Origin of the sequence: Kitasatospora purpeofusca, assembly GCF_036010405.1 — a bacterium.
Taxonomy (GTDB): Bacteria; Actinomycetota; Actinomycetes; order Streptomycetales; family Streptomycetaceae; genus Kitasatospora; species Kitasatospora purpeofusca.
This window is the reverse complement of the sequence record NZ_CP108561.1, coordinates 7029441-7046869: the sequence shown is the minus strand read 5'-3', so window position 1 is coordinate 7046869 and position 17429 is coordinate 7029441. Positions and strand designations below refer to the sequence as shown.

At 68.6% G+C, this 17429-nt stretch carries 11 protein-coding genes and 3 rRNA genes; 3 read left to right on the top strand and 11 right to left on the bottom strand.

Annotated elements, in window-relative coordinates:
- Positions 1-14: 14 nt before the first annotated feature.
- A complete protein-coding gene (locus tag OG715_RS30905; RefSeq protein WP_266274013.1) occupies positions 15-236 on the bottom strand; it encodes a hypothetical protein in 222 nt (73 codons plus the stop codon).
- Entirely contained in the window at positions 229-1050 is an 822-nt protein-coding gene (locus OG715_RS30900) for a hypothetical protein (RefSeq protein WP_266274014.1), read from the bottom strand. Before OG715_RS30900 ends, OG715_RS30905 begins: the two co-directional genes overlap by 8 nt.
- A 186-nt stretch (positions 1051-1236) precedes the next feature.
- Here OG715_RS30900 and OG715_RS30895 point away from each other — a divergent pair, with 186 nt between their 5' ends.
- Complete coding sequence (locus OG715_RS30895; RefSeq protein WP_266274015.1) at positions 1237-1584, top strand: SCP2 sterol-binding domain-containing protein; 348 nt, start codon at positions 1237-1239, stop codon at positions 1582-1584.
- Between the two features lie 58 nt (positions 1585-1642).
- On the opposite strand, the gene OG715_RS30890 is transcribed toward OG715_RS30895, so the two are convergent.
- Positions 1643-2686, bottom strand: a complete 1044-nt coding sequence (locus OG715_RS30890; RefSeq protein WP_266274016.1) for an HAD-IIA family hydrolase — start codon at positions 2684-2686, stop codon at positions 1643-1645.
- Between the two features lie 92 nt (positions 2687-2778).
- Positions 2779-3399, bottom strand: coding sequence for a tetratricopeptide repeat protein (locus tag OG715_RS30885; RefSeq protein WP_266274017.1), 621 nt, complete (start codon positions 3397-3399; stop codon positions 2779-2781).
- 93 nt (positions 3400-3492) lie between these two features.
- On the opposite strand from OG715_RS30885, the gene OG715_RS30880 reads away from it, so the two are divergent.
- Positions 3493-4863: a DUF1015 domain-containing protein gene (locus OG715_RS30880; RefSeq protein WP_266274018.1), complete on the top strand. Its 1371-nt coding sequence runs from the start codon at positions 3493-3495 to the stop codon at positions 4861-4863.
- A gap of 119 nt (positions 4864-4982) precedes the next feature.
- Here OG715_RS30880 and OG715_RS30875 read toward each other — a convergent pair whose 3' ends face one another.
- The 6 genes from OG715_RS30875 to tyrS form a co-directional block, all read right to left on the bottom strand.
- Entirely contained in the window at positions 4983-5855 is an 873-nt protein-coding gene (locus tag OG715_RS30875) for a tetratricopeptide repeat protein (protein ID WP_266274652.1), read from the bottom strand.
- A complete protein-coding gene (locus OG715_RS30870; RefSeq protein ID WP_266274764.1) occupies positions 5747-7456 on the bottom strand; it encodes a hypothetical protein in 1710 nt (569 codons plus the stop codon). Before OG715_RS30870 ends, OG715_RS30875 begins: the two co-directional genes overlap by 109 nt.
- 128 nt (positions 7457-7584) lie before the next feature.
- A 5S ribosomal RNA gene (gene rrf, locus OG715_RS30865) occupies positions 7585-7701 on the bottom strand.
- A gap of 109 nt (positions 7702-7810) precedes the next feature.
- Positions 7811-10932 (bottom strand): 23S ribosomal RNA (locus OG715_RS30860).
- Positions 10933-11210: 278 nt separating this feature from the next.
- A 16S ribosomal RNA gene (locus tag OG715_RS30855) occupies positions 11211-12734 on the bottom strand.
- Together the 16S, 23S and 5S rRNA genes form the textbook arrangement of a ribosomal RNA operon.
- A gap of 528 nt (positions 12735-13262) precedes the next feature.
- Positions 13263-14525, bottom strand: a complete 1263-nt coding sequence (gene tyrS / locus OG715_RS30850; protein ID WP_266274653.1) for a tyrosine--tRNA ligase — start codon at positions 14523-14525, stop codon at positions 13263-13265.
- A gap of 342 nt (positions 14526-14867) precedes the next feature.
- Here tyrS and OG715_RS30845 point away from each other — a divergent pair, with 342 nt between their 5' ends.
- Positions 14868-15404 (top strand): HNH endonuclease, encoded by a 537-nt coding sequence (locus OG715_RS30845; RefSeq protein ID WP_266274019.1) that lies wholly within the window; start codon positions 14868-14870, stop codon positions 15402-15404.
- Positions 15405-15486: 82 nt separating this feature from the next.
- Here the strand turns inward: OG715_RS30845 and OG715_RS30840 are convergent, their stop codons facing one another.
- A complete protein-coding gene (locus tag OG715_RS30840) occupies positions 15487-17394 on the bottom strand; it encodes an outer membrane protein assembly factor BamB family protein (RefSeq protein ID WP_266274020.1) in 1908 nt (635 codons plus the stop codon).
- Positions 17395-17429 lie beyond the last annotated feature (35 nt).

Sequence of the window (17429 nt, the reverse complement as noted above, 5' to 3'; positions counted from 1 at the left end):
CCCGCTCGCCCCGGTCAGTCCCGGTCGAGCGCGGCCAGCGTGTCGGCGAGCCGCTGATGGACATCTTCGTACACCGCGACGTGTGCGTCGGTCGGCACCCCGTCCAGCGCCGCCAGCCGGGCCAGCCCGGCGTCCACCGCCGGGTGCCCGGTGGGCGTGAGCTCGACGCCGAGCGGCAGCGGCTCACCGGGGGCGGGGACGGGAGCGGCGGCGGTCCGGCCCTCCGGTTCAGGCATCGGGCTTCTTCGTGGTGCTGGTCCGGCGGACCGTGGTCTTCCGGGTGGCGGTGCGCTTGGCGGGCGGCTGCTCCGACCCGGCCTCGGCCGGCTTCTTGGCGGCCGTCGCCCTCTTCGCGGTCGAGGTCTTCTTGACGGCCGTCTTCTTCACCGCCGTCTTCTTGGCCGCCGCCTTCTTCGCGGCCGGCGCGGCCTTCTTCGCGGCGTCGGGCTTCGGCGCCGCAGCCTTCTTCGCGACGGTCCTCTCGGCGGCCTTCTCGGCGGTCTTCTCCGTGGCCTTCTCCGAGAGGGCCTGCGCCGCCACCGCCGTCCCGTTCGGCGGCACCGGCGGGTCGACCTCCACCGGCTCGTCCACCACTATCCGCTCGGCCCCCGCCGAACCCCTCGTCTCCTGCTCCCAGCCGTCCTCGAACAGCCCGCCGGCCCGGGGCGCGGGCGGCGACCCGGCCTGCTCCGACGGCGCCCCCTCGTCCTCCTCCTCGACCTCGCGCAGCTTGCTCTCCAGGTAGGCCAGCACCACGCCCACCTTGGTCACCTGGTCGCCGACCTTCTCGAAGACCTTCTCGACCTCACCGCGCGCCACCCCGACGGCCAGGTCCACCCCGGCCCGCCCGGCGGTCACCGCCTCCTCGGCGAGCGTCTGCAAGGACTGCGCCGACGGAGGGAACTGTCCGCCGAAGCGGCGCTCCACCTCCGTGACGTCGATCCCGCCCTTCTCCAGCAGACCGGCCGCCGTTCCGACGACCCGCTTGCCCACCTCCTCCACCAGTACGGCCGCGGCCGCCACCGCTCCTCGTACCGTCTTCGGCAGCATCCGGGTGCCTCCCATTCGCCTGCGCGCATCGCTCCGTCGCCACGGCGCCCGGACGGATCCGGGCATCCCACCGACGACGCTACCGCCAAAACCCTCCTGCGGTAGCGTGGCCCGGCAGTCGGCCGCCACCGGACCCCGCCACCCGCCGGGGGCGCGGCGGCCCTTCCGGGGAGGGGATCCACCGCCATGGCCAACGCCGAGGAGTGCCGCGAGGCACTGGAGCAGCTCAGCCTCAACCTCGCCAAGGCCACCGGCGACGTCCGCACGGCGGCCGGCCTCGACCGCTCGCTGAGCTGCCGGATCACCGACCTCGACCTGACCTTCACCGGGCAGCTGCGCGCCGGGAGCATCCAGGACGTCGAGCAGCACCCCGGCGGCCCCACCGAGAAGGCCGACATCCGGCTCACCATGGGCAGCGACGACCTGCTCGCCCTGGTCGGCGGCCGGCTCAACTTCGCCTCGGCCTGGGTCGGCGGCCGGATCAAGCTGGAGGCGGGCTTCCGCGACCTGCTGCGGTTGCGCACCCTGCTCTGACCCGGCCACCGACCGGCCGGCGACCGGGGCCGCTCCAGGAGCGGCCCCGGTCCCGGGCTCAGAACCCCAGCTCGGCCAGCGCCTTCCGCCCGTCCACCGGCGCGCCGTCCGCGTCCAGCGCCGTCCAGGCCGCCGCGCACAGCGCCCGCAGACCGTCCCAGCGGTCCGCCCCGACACCCTCCAGCCGCAGCACGCCGTCCTGCGCCACCGCGACGAAGCCGCCGCAGCCGAACCCGCCGCCCTCCCCGGCCGTGACCGGCGCGTGCGCGGTCAGCAAGCCCCGCAGGTCCTCCGCCAGGTACGTCGGCCGGTGCTCGGCCGGGGCCGCCAGCAGCTGCGCCGCCGTCGTCACCCCGGTGAAGACCAGCAGGCTGTCCACCCCGCCGTTGAACGCGCCCTCGATGTCCGTGTCCAGCCGGTCACCGACCACCAGCGGCCGCTTCGCCCCGGTCCGCAGCACCGTCTCGCGGTGCATCGGCGGCAGCGGCTTGCCCGCCACCTCCGGCTCCACCCCGGTCGCCGCCCGCACCGCCGCCACCAGCATCCCGTTGCCCGGCGCGATCCCGCGCGCGGTCGGCACCGTCACATCGGTGTTGGACGCCACCCACGGCAGCCCGGACTGCACCGCGTAGGAGGCCTCCGCCAGATGCGTCCACCCCACCGAGGCGTCGAAGCCCTGCACCACCGCCAGCGGCTCCTCGGCCAGGGTCCGGACGGCGACCAGGCCGCGCTCGGCCAGCGCCTCCTCCAGGCCGAGCCCGCCGACCACCAGCACCTTCGCGCCGGCCGGCAGCTTCTCGGCGAGCACCCGGGCGGCGGCCTGGGCGGAGTTGATCACGTCCGCCGCCTCGGCCGGCACCCCCAGCTCGGTCAGGTGCTCGGCGACCACCCGGGGCGGCCGGGAGGCGTTGTTGGTCACGTACGCCAGCCGCATCCCGGCGGCGCGGGCCGCGTCGAGCGACTCCACGGCGTACTCGATCGCGTTCGGACCGGCGTACACCACGCCGTCGAGGTCCAGCAGTGCCGTGTCGTACGCCTCGGTCAGCGGCAGCTCGCTGCCGCCCGGGGCGGTCCGTCGCACGGTGGTGGCCGTTTCGGTCATGCCTGCTCTACCTCACTCATCACGTCAGTCGTACTCGTCCGTCGGGAGTCCGCGCGGCGGCCGGAACCGCACCCGTCGGGCACCGCACCGGCTCAACCGTCCTGCCGGTCCCGATCACCGGTCGGCTCCGGACCCTCCGTGGTTCCCGGCCCCGACCCGATTCCCGGACCCGGCCCGTCCGCCCCGGTCGGCGGCTCCAGGTAACCCGGCGCCCCCGGCAGCAGCGGACCGAACCCCCCGGCCCGGGCCGTCAGCGTCGCCCGGGTCTGCCGCAGCGCCGCCCGGTAGTGGTCGTTCTCCGGCCGCATCGCCACGGCCAGCGCCAGATGCTCGGCGGAGGCCTCGAAATCACCCAGCCGGGCCGCCGCCACACCCCACCCGAACTGAGCGTAGTCGTCCGACGGATCGGCCAGCGCCACGGTCCGGAAGTTCTCCAGCGCCGCCGCGTACGACCCCGCGTCGAACTGCGCCCGGGCCAGCGCCTCCCGAATACTGCGCGAGTCCGGCTCCGCCGAGGCCGCCCGGGCCAACAGCTGCTCGGCCGCCGCCGGGTTCCCCTGGGCCAGCAGCCGCGCACCCCGGCGGAACCACTCGTAGACATCCCCCTCCGGCTCACCGGACCGCTGCTGCTGCCCGGACGAAACCGCCCCGCCACCACCGGTGTCCGCACCGCCACCAGCGCCGTCGTCCACCCGCTCGTCGCGCTCGTCCACCCCGAACCTCGCCCTCGGTCACGACACCCGGCCACCGGTCCGGCACGGGTGTTCCGATCTCTGAACAACGCGTACCCGGTTACGATGCCCAGAATGAGCACACCCAGTGCAGAAAGCGGAGTGGAGTCTCCGCAGGGCGGCCCCGGCAATCCCGGCCACGTCGCCACCGCAGGCCTGTCCCTGTCCCCGTTCCGCGGCCTCCGCTACGACCCCGACCGGGTCGGCGCCCTGGCCGCCGTCACCTCACCCCCGTACGACGTCGTCGACCCCGGCCGAAGGCTCGACCTGGAGACCGCCGACCCGCACAACGTGGTCCGGCTGATCCTCCCGCGCCCCGAGCCCGAGGACACCGGAGACCGCCCCGACCGCGACACCCGCTACCGGCACGCCGCCAGGCTGCTGCGCGAGTGGCAGCGCGAAGGCGTCCTGGCCGCCGACCCCGAGCCGGCCCTCTACGTCTACGAGCAGCGCGTCCCCGCCGCCGACGGCAGCGCGGAGGTCCTCCAGCGCGGACTCATCGGCGCCCTCGCCGTCAGCGGCAGCGAGGCCGGCGTGGTCCTCCCCCACGAGGACGTGATGCCCCGGCCGGTCGCCGACCGGGTCGGCCTGATGCGCACCACCCGGGCCAACCTCGAACCGCTGCTGCTCACCTACCGGGGCAGCGGCGGGGCGTCCGACGTGATCGAACGCGCCGTCCGCGCCGAGCCGCTGCTCACCACGACCACCACCGACGGCACCCACCACCGGCTGTGGGCGGTCACCGACCCGGCCGAGATCGCCGAGATCGGCCGCGACCTGGCCACCTGCCGCGCCCTCATCGCCGACGGCCACCACCGCTGGGAGATGTACCTGCGCCTCCAGCGCGAGCACCGGCACCTGCCCCGCAGCCCCTGGGACCGGGGCCTGGTCCTGCTGGTCGACACCGCCCGCTATCCGCTGCGGGTGCGGGCCATCCACCGGGTGCTCTACCGGCTGCCGGTCGAGGAGGCCCTGGCCCGGCTCGGCGGCCAGTGGCAGGTCAAGGAGGTCCCCGGCCCGCTGGACGGCGCGCTGCAGGCACTCTCCGAGCAGAAGCGGCACGGCGGCAGCGGCTTCCTGCTCACCGGCGGGAACGGCGTCTACCACCTCGTCACCGACCCCGACGAGGCCCTGCTCGACGCCACCGTGCCGCAGGACAAGCCCGAGGAGTGGCGCCACCTGGACGCCACCGTCCTGCACGCCACGCTGCTCGACCACACCTGGCGGGTCCCGGACGGCCCCGACGACATCGGCTACCTGCACACCGCGGTCGCCGCCGAGCGCGAGGCCGCCCGCAGCGGCGGCACGGCCGTCCTGCTGCACCCGGTGCGGGAGAGCGTGGTCCGCCGGCTCGCCGAACAGGGCGTCACCATGCCGCGCAAGTCCACCTCCTTCGGCCCGAAGCCGGCCACCGGTCTGGTGCTGCGCAACCTGGAGCTGGGCTGACGCCGTAGTGGCTCCGAACGCAGTGAGGCCCTGCCGCACTCCGGATCTCCCGGGGTGCGGCAGGGCCTCACTCGTGACGCGCCCGACCGCCAGCACCCGCCGGCGGTCGGGGCCGTCGACTACTTGTCGTCGCGCTCGGCGGAACGCTCCGGCACCACGCCGTCGAACTCCTCGTCGATCTCGAGGTCGTCCTCGTCGTAGAACTCCTCGACGTCCTCCTCGTCCTCGAAGATGACCCGCTCGTCCGAGGACTCGCCACCCTTGCGGGCGGCCGGCTCGGCGGCCTGCTCGGCCTCCTCCTCGGCGAGCTCCGGGTCGAGGGCGTCGATGAACTCCACACCGTCGATCTCGGCGAGACGCTCGGCGGCGTTGGTGGTGCCGTCGGTGTCCGCCTCGACGGCCTTGGCGAACCAGTCACGGGCCTCGTCGCCGCGGCCGGCCGCGATCAGCGCCTCGGCGTAGGCGTAACGCAGGCGCGCGGTCCACGGGTGCACCGCGGACGAGGCCAGCTCGGAGCTCTGCAGGGTGACGACGGCGGCGTCGAACTGCTCCATGTCACCGCGCGCACCGGCCGCGACGAGACGCATCTCGACCTGGCCGGCCTTGTCCAGCTGCTTCACCTCGGGCTCGCCGGCCATCGCCAGCGCCTTCTCCGGGCGGCCCAGGCCGCGCTCGCAGTCGGCCATCACCGGCCACAGGTCCGCGCGACCGGTCATCCGACGGGCGGCACGGAACTCGGTCAGCGCCTCCGAGTAGCGCTGGGTCACGTACGAGGCGAAACCGGCCGCCTCACGGACGGCGGCGACGCGGGAGGCCAGCCGCAGCGCGACGCGCGAGTACTGGTAGGCCTCCTCCGGCTCGTCGTCGAGCAGCCGGGCGACCATCACCAGGTTGCGGGCGACATCGTCCGCGAGCGTCTTGGGCAGGCTCTTGAGCTCCTGGCGCACATCCGCGTCGATCTCGAAGCCGGTGACGTCCTCGGGGATCGGCAGGCGCTTGACCGGCTCGTAGTTGCCCCGGCGGTCGTCCTGGTAGTCCCGGCCGCCGCCGCGCTCGTCGCGGCCACCCCGGTAGCCGCCGCGGTCGTCGCGGTCACGGCCGTAGCCGCCGCCCGAGGGACGGTCGCCGCGGTCGCCGCGGTCGTCACGGCGGAAGCCGCCGCCACCGCCGCCGCCGTAGGGGCGGTCGCCACCACGGTCGTCACGACCACCACCGAAACCACCGCCCGAGGGACGGTCGCCGCGGTCGTCACGACGGAACCCGCTGGGGCGGTCGTCGCGGCGGAAGCCACCACCGGTGGGACGGTCACCACGGTCGTCACGACGGAAGCCACCACCGGCCGGGCGGTCGCCGCCACGGTCATCGCGACGGAAACCGCCGCCACCGGTCGGACGGTCACCACGGTCATCGCGACGGAAACCGCCGCGGTCGCCACCGCGGTCGTCACGACCACCACCGAAACCACCGCCCGAGGGACGGTCGCCGCGGTCGTCACGACGGAAGCCACCACCACCGGTCGGACGGTCACCACGGTCATCGCGACGGAAGCCACCGCCGGTCGGACGGTCACCACGGTCGTCACGACGGAAGCCACCGCGGTCGCCACCACGGTCGTCACGACCGCCACCGAAACCACCCGGGCGGTCGTCACGACGGAAGCCACCACCGGTGGGACGGTCACCACGGTCGTCACGACGGAAACCGCCGCCACCGGTCGGACGGTCACCACGGTCGTCACGACGGAAGCCACCGCCACCGGTCGGACGGTCACCACGGTCATCGCGACGGAAGCCACCGCCACCGGTCGGACGGTCACCACGGTCATCGCGACGGAAGCCACCGCCACCGGTCGGACGGTCACCACGGTCGTCACGACGGAAGCCACCGCCACCGGTCGGACGGTCACCACGGTCGTCACGACGGAAGCCACCGCCACCGGTCGGACGGTCACCACGGTCGTCACGACGGAAGCCACCGCCACCGGTCGGACGGTCACCACGGTCGTCACGACGGAAACCGCCGCGGTCGCCACCACGGTCGTCACGGCCACCACCGAAACCACCGCCGGAGGGGCGGTCACCGCGGTCATCGCGACGGAACCCACCCGGGCGGTCGTCGCGGCGGAAGCCGCCACCCGACGGGCGGTCGCCGCCACGGTCGTCACGGCGGAAGCCGCCGCCACCACCGGTCGGACGGTCACCACGGTCGTCACGACGGAAACCGCCGCCGCCACCGCCGCTGTAGGGGCGGTCACCACCACGGTCGTCGCGACGGAAGCCGCCACGGTCGCCGCCGCGGTCGTCACGGCCACCGCCGTAGCCACCGCCGGCGGGACGGCCGCCGCGGTCGTCGCGGCGGAAGCCGCCACGGTCGTCGCTGCGGTCGTCGCGTCGCGGAGCACGGTCGTTGGACCAGCTCCCGCGAGACCGGGGCTCGTAGCCGCGGCCGTCGTCCGATCGACGCTCGGGACGGTCCTGGGGCTCGTTCGCCATCGTGGTGACTCCTTCTGCTTCTTCATCTCCACCGCGCACCGGGCAGCACCACTGCCCGCTCGCGGTTCGGCGCCGACCTCCTGGCCGTGCACCTTCTCCATTGTCCGACATCCAGGGACACCCCGCGTCCGGGCGGAAGTCCCTGTCCTGCCGGTCGTACACACATGCGCACAACGCAAAAAAGCCGCGGCCCCCAGCGATTCGCTGGGGGCCGCGGCTTTGAATAATTGTTCGGCGGCGTCCTACTCTCCCACAGGGTCCCCCCTGCAGTACCATCGGCGCTGTGAGGCTTAGCTTCCGGGTTCGGAATGTAACCGGGCGTTTCCCTCACGCTATGACCACCGAAACCCTATCGGGTATTCAGCGAAACACACTTTTTAGTTGATAAGTGTTTCTTGTGTTCGCCGGCGATAGCTGTTCGCTACCCGGGAACCACACAGTGAACGCGAGCGTCTGAGGACAAGCCCTCGGCCTATTAGTACCGGTCAACTCCACCCCTCACAGGGCTTCCATATCCGGCCTATCAACCCAGTCGTCTACTGGGAGCCTTACCCTCTCAAGGAGGTGGGAGTGCTCATCTCGAAGCAGGCTTCCCGCTTAGATGCTTTCAGCGGTTATCCCTCCCGAACGTAGCCAACCAGCCATGCCCTTGGCAGGACAACTGGCACACCAGAGGTTCGTCCGTCCCGGTCCTCTCGTACTAGGGACAGCCCTTCTCAACACTCCTACGCGCACAGCGGATAGGGACCGAACTGTCTCACGACGTTCTAAACCCAGCTCGCGTACCGCTTTAATGGGCGAACAGCCCAACCCTTGGGACCTACTCCAGCCCCAGGATGCGACGAGCCGACATCGAGGTGCCAAACCATCCCGTCGATATGGACTCTTGGGGAAGATCAGCCTGTTATCCCCGGGGTACCTTTTATCCGTTGAGCGACGGCGCTTCCACAAGCCACCGCCGGATCACTAGTCCCGACTTTCGTCCCTGCTCGACCCGTCAGTCTCACAGTCAAGCTCCCTTGTGCACTTACACTCAACACCTGATTGCCAACCAGGCTGAGGGAACCTTTGGGCGCCTCCGTTACTCTTTAGGAGGCAACCGCCCCAGTTAAACTACCCACCAGACACTGTCCCTGATCCGGATCACGGACCCAGGTTAGACATCCAGCACGACCAGAGTGGTATTTCAACGACGACTCCACCATGACTGGCGTCACGGCTTCAAAGTCTCCCACCTATCCTACACAAGCCGAACCGAACACCAATATCAAGCTATAGTAAAGGTCCCGGGGTCTTTCCGTCCTGCTGCGCGAAACGAGCATCTTTACTCGTAATGCAATTTCACCGGGCCTATGGTTGAGACAGTCGAGAAGTCGTTACGCCATTCGTGCAGGTCGGAACTTACCCGACAAGGAATTTCGCTACCTTAGGATGGTTATAGTTACCACCGCCGTTTACTGGCGCTTAAGTTCTCAGCCTCGCCCCGACGAATCAGAGCTAACCGGTCCCCTTAACGTTCCAGCACCGGGCAGGCGTCAGTCCGTATACATCGCCTTACGGCTTCGCACGGACCTGTGTTTTTAGTAAACAGTCGCTTCTCGCTGGTCTCTGCGGCCACCCCCAGCTCTGGCAGCAAGTGCCGTCACCAGGAATGGCCCCCTTCTCCCGAAGTTACGGGGGCATTTTGCCGAGTTCCTTAACCATAGTTCACCCGAACGCCTCGGTATTCTCTACCTGACCACCTGAGTCGGTTTGGGGTACGGGCCGCCATGAAACTCGCTAGAGGCTTTTCTCGACAGCATAGGATCATCCACTTCACCACAATCGGCTCGGCATCAGGTCTCAGCCTTGATGAGTGACGGATTTGCCTATCACTCGGCCTACACCCTTACCCCGGGACAACCACCGCCCGGGCTGGACTACCTTCCTGCGTCACCCCATCGCTCACCTAGTACAGACTTGGTCCAGCGGCTCCACCACGTCCCTTCGTCCGAAGACTCCGGGCCGGCTTCACGGCTTTAGCATCACCTGGTTCAGCGTTGGCGCTTCAAAGCGGGTACGGGAATATCAACCCGTTGTCCATCGACTACGCCTGTCGGCCTCGCCTTAGGTCCCGACTTACCCTGGGCAGATCAGCTTGACCCAGGAACCCTTGGTCAATCGGCGCAAGAGTTTCCCACTCTTGTATCGCTACTCATGCCTGCATTCTCACTCGTGTACCGTCCACGACTGGTTTCCACCGCCGCTTCACCCGGCACACGACGCTCCCCTACCCATCACAGCAGGCGTTGGCCCTATATGCTGCAATGACACGACTTCGGTGATGTGCTTGAGCCCCGCTACATTGTCGGCGCGGAATCACTTGACCAGTGAGCTATTACGCACTCTTTCAAGGGTGGCTGCTTCTAAGCCAACCTCCTGGTTGTCTCTGCGACTCCACATCCTTTCCCACTTAGCACACGCTTAGGGACCTTAGTCGGTGTTCTGGGCTGTTTCCCTCTCGACCATGGAGCTTATCCCCCACAGTCTCACTGCCACGCTCTCACTTACCGGCATTCGGAGTTTGGCTAAGGTCAGTAACCCGGTGAGGCCCATCGCCTATCCAGTGCTCTACCTCCGGCAAGAAACACGTGACGCTGCACCTAAATGCATTTCGGGGAGAACCAGCTATCACGGAGTTTGATTGGCCTTTCACCCCTAACCACAGGTCATCCCCCAGGTTTTCAACCCTGGTGGGTTCGGTCCTCCACGAAGTCTTACCTCCGCTTCAACCTGCCCATGGCTAGATCACTCCGCTTCGGGTCTTGGGCATGCAACTGTATCGCCCTGTTCGGACTCGCTTTCGCTACGGCTACCCCACACGGGTTAACCTCGCTACACACCGCAAACTCGCAGGCTCATTCTTCAAAAGGCACGCAGTCACGAGACACACAGCAAGCTGCATGTCCGACGCTCCCACGGCTTGTAGGCACACGGTTTCAGGTACTATTTCACTCCGCTCCCGCGGTACTTTTCACCATTCCCTCACGGTACTATCCGCTATCGGTCACCAGGGAATATTTAGGCTTAGCGGGTGGTCCCGCCAGATTCACACGGGATTTCTCGGGCCCCGTGCTACTTGGGAGTTCTTCAAACGAGCCGTACAGATTTCGTCTACGGGGGTCTTACCCTCTACGCCGGACCTTTCGCATGTCCTTCGACTACCCATACGGTTTCTGACTCGCCGACCGGCCGGCAGACCGGTCAAGAAAAATCCCACGACCCCATCAGCGCAACCCCTGCCGGGTCTCACACGCTCATGGTTTAGCCTCATCCGGTTTCGCTCGCCACTACTCCCGGAATCACGGTTGTTTTCTCTTCCTGCGGGTACTGAGATGTTTCACTTCCCCGCGTTCCCTCCACATACCCTATGTGTTCAGGTATGGGTGACAGCCCATGACGACTGCCGGGTTTCCCCATTCGGAAACCCCCGGATCAAAGCCTGGTTGACGGCTCCCCGGGGACTATCGTGGCCTCCCACGTCCTTCATCGGTTCCTGGTGCCAAGGCATCCACCGTGCGCCCTTAAAAACTTGGCCACAGATGCTCGCGTCCACTGTGCAGTTCTCAAACAACGACCAGACACCCACACTCGACAAGTCCGAAAACTTGCCTCGCATGAGACCGGCACTGAAGAAACAGACCATACGGCCGTTCCCTCAGGACCCAACAACGTGCCCGACACACCCCATCAACAATCCGTTTTCCACGCCGAAGCAGTACTGACGGATGCCAACCAAGTGTGCCGAATAGTCAACGTTCCACCCATGAGCAACCGTGCAGGACATTCGCCTGCAAGCGGCACATCGCTCCTTAGAAAGGAGGTGATCCAGCCGCACCTTCCGGTACGGCTACCTTGTTACGACTTCGTCCCAATCGCTGGTCCCACCTTCGACGGCTCCTCCCCTTACGGGTTAGGCCACCGGCTTCGGGTGTTACCGACTTTCGTGACGTGACGGGCGGTGTGTACAAGGCCCGGGAACGTATTCACCGCAGCATGCTGATCTGCGATTACTAGCAACTCCAACTTCATGGGGTCGAGTTGCAGACCCCAATCCGAACTGAGGCCGGCTTTTTGGGATTCGCTCCGCCTCGCGGCATCGCAGCCCTTTGTACCGACCATTGTAGCACGTGTGCAGCCCAAGACATAAGGGGCATGATGATTTGACGTCGTCCCCACCTTCCTCCGAGTTGACCCCGGCAGTCTCCTGTGAGTCCCCATCACCCCGAAAGGCATGCTGGCAACACAGAACAAGGGTTGCGCTCGTTGCGGGACTTAACCCAACATCTCACGACACGAGCTGACGACAACCATGCACCACCTGTATACCGACCACAAGGGGGCGACCATCTCTGGCCGTTTCCGGTATATGTCAAGCCTTGGTAAGGTTCTTCGCGTTGCGTCGAATTAAGCCACATGCTCCGCTGCTTGTGCGGGCCCCCGTCAATTCCTTTGAGTTTTAGCCTTGCGGCCGTACTCCCCAGGCGGGGAACTTAATGCGTTAGCTGCGGCACCGACGACGTGGAATGTCGCCAACACCTAGTTCCCAACGTTTACGGCGTGGACTACCAGGGTATCTAATCCTGTTCGCTCCCCACGCTTTCGCTCCTCAGCGTCAGTAATGGCCCAGAGATCCGCCTTCGCCACCGGTGTTCCTCCTGATATCTGCGCATTTCACCGCTACACCAGGAATTCCGATCTCCCCTACCACACTCTAGCCTGCCCGTATCGAATGCAGACCCGGGGTTGAGCCCCGGGCTTTCACATCCGACGCGACAGGCCGCCTACGAGCTCTTTACGCCCAATAATTCCGGACAACGCTCGCACCCTACGTATTACCGCGGCTGCTGGCACGTAGTTAGCCGGTGCTTCTTCTGCAGGTACCGTCACTTGCGCTTCTTCCCTGCTGAAAGAGGTTTACAACCCGAAGGCCGTCATCCCTCACGCGGCGTCGCTGCATCAGGCTTTCGCCCATTGTGCAATATTCCCCACTGCTGCCTCCCGTAGGAGTCTGGGCCGTGTCTCAGTCCCAGTGTGGCCGGTCGCCCTCTCAGGCCGGCTACCCGTCGTCGCCTTGGTAGGCCATTACCCCACCAACAAGCTGATAGGCCGCGGGCTCATCCTGCACCGCCGGAGCTTTACACCCGGGACCATGCGGTCCCAGGTCATATCCGGTATTAGACCCCGTTTCCAGGGCTTGTCCCAGAGTGCAGGGCAGATTGCCCACGTGTTACTCACCCGTTCGCCACTGATCCACCCCGAAGGGCTTCACCGTTCGACTTGCATGTGTTAAGCACGCCGCCAGCGTTCGTCCTGAGCCAGGATCAAACTCTCCGTGAATGTCTGCTCGCAATCGAGCACCACTCGCGTCGAGCGGCACGGCAACCACCGGAATTGGGCGGCCCCGCGCACTGCGTCCTCGCTAGTGTTTTACTTCAAAAGGAATCTCCAACCCCAGGAAACCCTGAGGCCGGGGATGTCAACATATCTGGCGTTGACTTTTGGCACGCTGTTGAGTTCTCAAGGAACGGACACTTCCTTCAGGCGGCTTTCACACCGGCCCTCCGGGCGCTTCGTTCTTTCGTGTTCCCAGCTTATCAGATGTTTTCCGCTCCGTTTTCCGGAGTTTCATTCATCGGATTTCCCGAACTGGCCGGGGTCGCTTTCTTGCGACGTCCTCCACATTAGCGTATTCCGAGAGTTACTCGAAATTCATGCTCCGAGCGACAAGCACTCGATGGGATGGCCGTTTCAGCGACTCGTTCAACACTAGTCCACCTGGCGGACACCGTCAAACATCAGGGGCAGGATCCGGCTGGATCCCGCCCCTGAGAGTCGAAGCCGCAGGTCAGCGGCGTCGGGTTTCGGTCACTTGGCCAGCTCGGCGGCGGCCAGGTTCCGCTTCCCGCGGCGCAGGACCAGCCAGCGGCCGTGCAGCAGATCGGTCTCGGCCGGCACTGCCTCCTCGTCCGTCACCTTGACGTTGTTGAGGTAGGCACCGCCCTCCTTGATCGTCCGGCGCGCGGCCGAACGGCTCGGGGAGAGACCGACGGCGACCAGCAGGTCGACGATCGACTGGAGCTCGGTGACCTCGGCCTTGGGGACCTCGGCCAGCGCCGCCGCCAGGGTCGGGGCCTCCAGGTCGGCGAGGTCGCCCTGGCCGAACAGCGCCTTGGACGCGGCGACCGCGCGCTCGTACTGCTCGGCGCCGTGCACCAGCGTGGTCAGTTCCTCGGCCAGCGCGCGCTGGGCGAGGCGGGCGGCCGGGCGCTCGGTGCTCTCGCGCTCCAGCTCCTCCACCTCCGCCTGCGAGCGGAAGCTGAAGATCCGCAGGAAGTTGGAAACGTCCCGGTCGTCCGCGTTCAGCCAGAACTGGTAGAAGGCGTACGGGGTGGTCAGCTCGGGGTCGAGCCAGACCGTGCCGGACTCCGTCTTGCCGAACTTGGTGCCGTCCGCCTTGACGATCAGCGGCGTGGCCAGCGCGTGCACGGACTTTCCGTCGGCCTTGCGGATCAGGTCCGTACCGGCCGTGAGGTTGCCCCACTGGTCGCTGCCGCCGGTCTGCAGGCTGCAGCCGTAGCGGCGGTTCAGCTCCAGGTAGTCCATGCCCTGCAGGATCTGGTAGCTGAACTCGGTGTAGCTGATGCCCGCGTCGGAGTTCAGCCGTCGGGAAACGGCCTCCTTGGCGATCATGTTGTTGACGCGGAAGTACTTGCCCACGTCGCGCAGCAGGCTGATCGCGGACATCCCGGAGGTCCAGTCCAGGTTGTTGACCATGCGCGCCGCGTACGGGCCCTCGAAGTCGAGGAACCGCGAGATCTGGCCGCGAAGGCGGTCGACCCAGGCGGCCACCGTCTGGGGGTCGTTGAGCACGCGCTCGGCGGTGGGCTTCGGGTCACCGATCAGACCGGTGGCGCCGCCGACCAGGCCGAGCGGGAGGTTCCCCGCCTGCTGGATGCGGCGCATGGTGAGGATCTGGACCAGGTTGCCGAGGTGCAGGCTGGGGGCCGTCGGGTCGAAGCCGCAATAGAACGTGACCGGGCCGTCCGCGAACGCCTTGCGCAGTGCGTCCTCGTCGGTGGACAGGGCGATCAGCCCACGCCACCGCAGCTCGTCGACGATGTCCGTCACGGTCACGCTTCTCCTTCGATCGGGCGCCCGCCCGGTGCGGGCCCGGTTCGTCCGGGCCAAGGTGCGGGGCGACTCCAGCTTTGTAGAGCCTACGCGGTCCCGGCCAACGAGTTTTCTCCGCACTGGCATGGACGCGCCGGACGGGTCGGATTCCCGGTCCTCCGATTCCGGTCGGATCCCGTTCCCGTCGGTCCGGTCGTGACCGTGCCCCTCGGCGACACCGGAAATTCCGTTGTTCGACGGCCCGGTGCCCCTTCAGAGTGGTCCCACCGCCGCGCGGCGGCAGTGACGTGTGTGGAGACGGTCGTGCCGCCGTGGCACGCCCGCGGAAGGGTGGCCGAGGTGCGCAGCACGCTGGTTCTGAACGCAAGCTACGAGCCGCTGACAACGGTGTCGCTCCAGCGTGCCGTGGTCCTGGTACTCCAGGACAAGGCCGTGGTCGAGCAGGCCCACCCACTGCGCACCATGCGCGGGACGGGGGTGACCGTACCGGTGCCGCGGGTGATCAGACTCCAGCGGTACGTCCGGGTGCCGTTCCGACAACAGGCTCCGTGGTCCCGCCGCGGGGTGCTCGTCCGGGACCAGCACCTGTGCGCCTACTGCGGCCGGCGGGCCACCACGGTGGACCACCTGCAGCCCAGGTCGCGCGGGGGTACGGACACCTGGATGAACACGGTGGCCGCCTGTTCCGAGGACAACCAGCGCAAGGCCGACCGGACGCCGGAGCAGGCGGGGATGAAGCTGCTCCGCCGGCCGTTCGTGCCGACGCCGCAGGCCACGCTGATGATGGCGCTGGGCCTGCGCGGCGCGGACGTCCGTGAGCTGGCCGCCTGGCTGCCGGCCCAGGTGGTCGCGTCCGCCGCGTCCGCCGCCGCCTGACGCGGTACCCGGACCAGGGGGGAACCGGGGGGAAGCTCGGCCGCGCATCGACGGGGGGAAGTCGGTGCGCGGCCGGGCACGACTACTCCTGCGCCCGGTAGCCGGTCGCGGTGCCGAAGTTGGTCGAGTGCTCGGGGACGGCGACGACCCGGCCGCCGCCGATCAGCACCCGTCCGGAGACCAGCAGCGAGCCGGTACCGGGCGGGAAGTTGCCGCCGACCGTCTGCCGACCGTCGGCCAGGGCGAAACGGCTGAGGTGGGCCGGCTGGTCGAGGCGCTCGTCGACCGCGAGCACCAGGGCGCCGCCGTCCACCGCGACCGCCCGGGCCGCGCCCTTCTCCCGCGCGGTGGTCCGCCAGCGCTGCTTGCCGCTGTCGAGGTCGTAGCCGACCACCGCGACGGAGCCGCCGGCGCCGTTCGCCGGGGCGACCGTGGTGATCATCGTGCGGTCCTGGAAGAAGGCCCCGGGGGTGGCCGAGAACATCCCGTGGGCGACGTCGAGCCGGCCTCCGGAGCCGGCGACCGGGATCTCGGTGGCGGGGTCGCCGTTGGCGCCCCAGGCGAGGACCCGGTCGTCCTCGGGCTTCTCGCCGGTGGTGAGGACGACCGGCGGCTCGACGGAGAGCACCGTCGAGGTCCGCGGCCGGTTGTTCAGGGGGCGCGACCAGGTGACCTTGCCGTCGACGGCGTTCAGCGCGACGGCCTGGTCCACGGGGGTGGAGTCGGCGCAGGAGCTGGCGACCAGGACGGTACCGCCGGACGCCCCGCCGGAGAGGGTGCAGAACTTCCCCTGCCCGGTGTACTGCCAGAGGTCGTTGCCGCCGGTGGCCTCCCAGGCGACGGCGTGGCTGTCGCCGACGGCTATCACCTTGTCGTCGGTGACCCCGACGCTCGCGCCGTAGGCGCCCTTGGCGTCGGAGAGCGACTTGGTCCAGGCCGTCCGGCCGGTGCCGCTGTCGACGGCCGCGACCAGGGAGCACGGGCTCTTGGGGTCGGCCCGGGGCCGGAACAGCACGGCCCCGAGGCCGGTCAGGTTGACGGTCGGGGACAGCGCGCAGGGCACGGCGCCGGCGGCCGGCGGCTCCATCGACCAGGTCGGACGGCCGTCCGTCAGGTCGTAGGCGCGGACGCCGGTGGCGTCGGCGCGGACCACGGCGCCGCCCAGCAGCCAGCTGCCGACCAGGGTGTCGTCACCGCCGGGTTGGGTGGCGGCACCGGCGGCCCAGGTCCGGGTGTGCGCGACGGTGAAGCCCGGCTCGCCGCCGGTGGCGTTGTCGGCGGAGCCGCCGCCCTCCAGGCCGACCATGAGGCCGGCCGCGACCAGGACACCGAGGGCGGCGACACCCGCCCCGGTGCGCACCAGCAGGGCCCGGCGGCCGGGGGTGTGCTCGGCGGCGACGACGGCGTCCGCGGCGGCCCTGGCCTTGGCGGCGAGGCCGGACCGGCCGGCGGCGCGGTCCGCCCGCCGCGAGGAGGGCGCCACGGGCTGGGCCTCGGACTCGGGTTCCGGCTCCGGCGCGGGCTCGGGCTCGATGACGGGATCCGGCTCCAGCCGCAGATAGCCGTCGGCGGAGTACTCGGCCCCGGCGGGGGCGTACAGCTCGCCGCTGCTCGGCTGCTGCGGGACGACGACATAGGGCGCGTACTGCTGCTGGTCCGGTGCGTCGACGGTTCCGTGGGGCCAGGGCTGCTGAGGGATGTGGCCGTACCCGGCCTGCGGGGTGTGGGGGTCGTGGACGGCGTAACCCTGCTGTCCGTAACCCTGGTGTCCGTACCCCTGCTCCACGTATCCCTGCTGCCCGTACGCCTGTGCTCCGTAGGCCTGTGCTCCGTGGGCCTGCTGCCCGTACTCCCCCGGCCACGCCTGCTGCGCCGGGTACTCGGCGGGCTCCAGGTGCTCCGGGTGCTCGGGGTATCCGGCGGGCCACTCCTGGGGCGCCTGCTGCGGGTACCACTGCTGGTGGCCGTCGCCGAGGGGATCCTGAGCCATCCGTTCCGTCCCTCCCGACCGCCGGCAATGCGGCA

What these genes read in the sequence shown, in the direction of transcription:
- OG715_RS30870 (WP_266274764.1), bottom strand. Translation starts at nt 7,456, where the DNA reads ATGGAGAAGGTGCACGGCCAGGAGGTCGGCGCCGAACCGCGAGCGGGC.
- OG715_RS30880 (WP_266274018.1), top strand. Translation starts at nt 3,493, where the DNA reads ATGAGCACACCCAGTGCAGAAAGCGGAGTGGAGTCTCCGCAGGGCGGC.
- OG715_RS30840 (WP_266274020.1), bottom strand. Translation starts at nt 17,394, where the DNA reads ATGGCTCAGGATCCCCTCGGCGACGGCCACCAGCAGTGGTACCCGCAG.
- OG715_RS30905 (WP_266274013.1), bottom strand. Translation starts at nt 236, where the DNA reads ATGCCTGAACCGGAGGGCCGGACCGCCGCCGCTCCCGTCCCCGCCCCC.
- OG715_RS30890 (WP_266274016.1), bottom strand. Translation starts at nt 2,686, where the DNA reads ATGACCGAAACGGCCACCACCGTGCGACGGACCGCCCCGGGCGGCAGC.
- OG715_RS30895 (WP_266274015.1), top strand. Translation starts at nt 1,237, where the DNA reads ATGGCCAACGCCGAGGAGTGCCGCGAGGCACTGGAGCAGCTCAGCCTC.
- OG715_RS30900 (WP_266274014.1), bottom strand. Translation starts at nt 1,050, where the DNA reads ATGCTGCCGAAGACGGTACGAGGAGCGGTGGCGGCCGCGGCCGTACTG.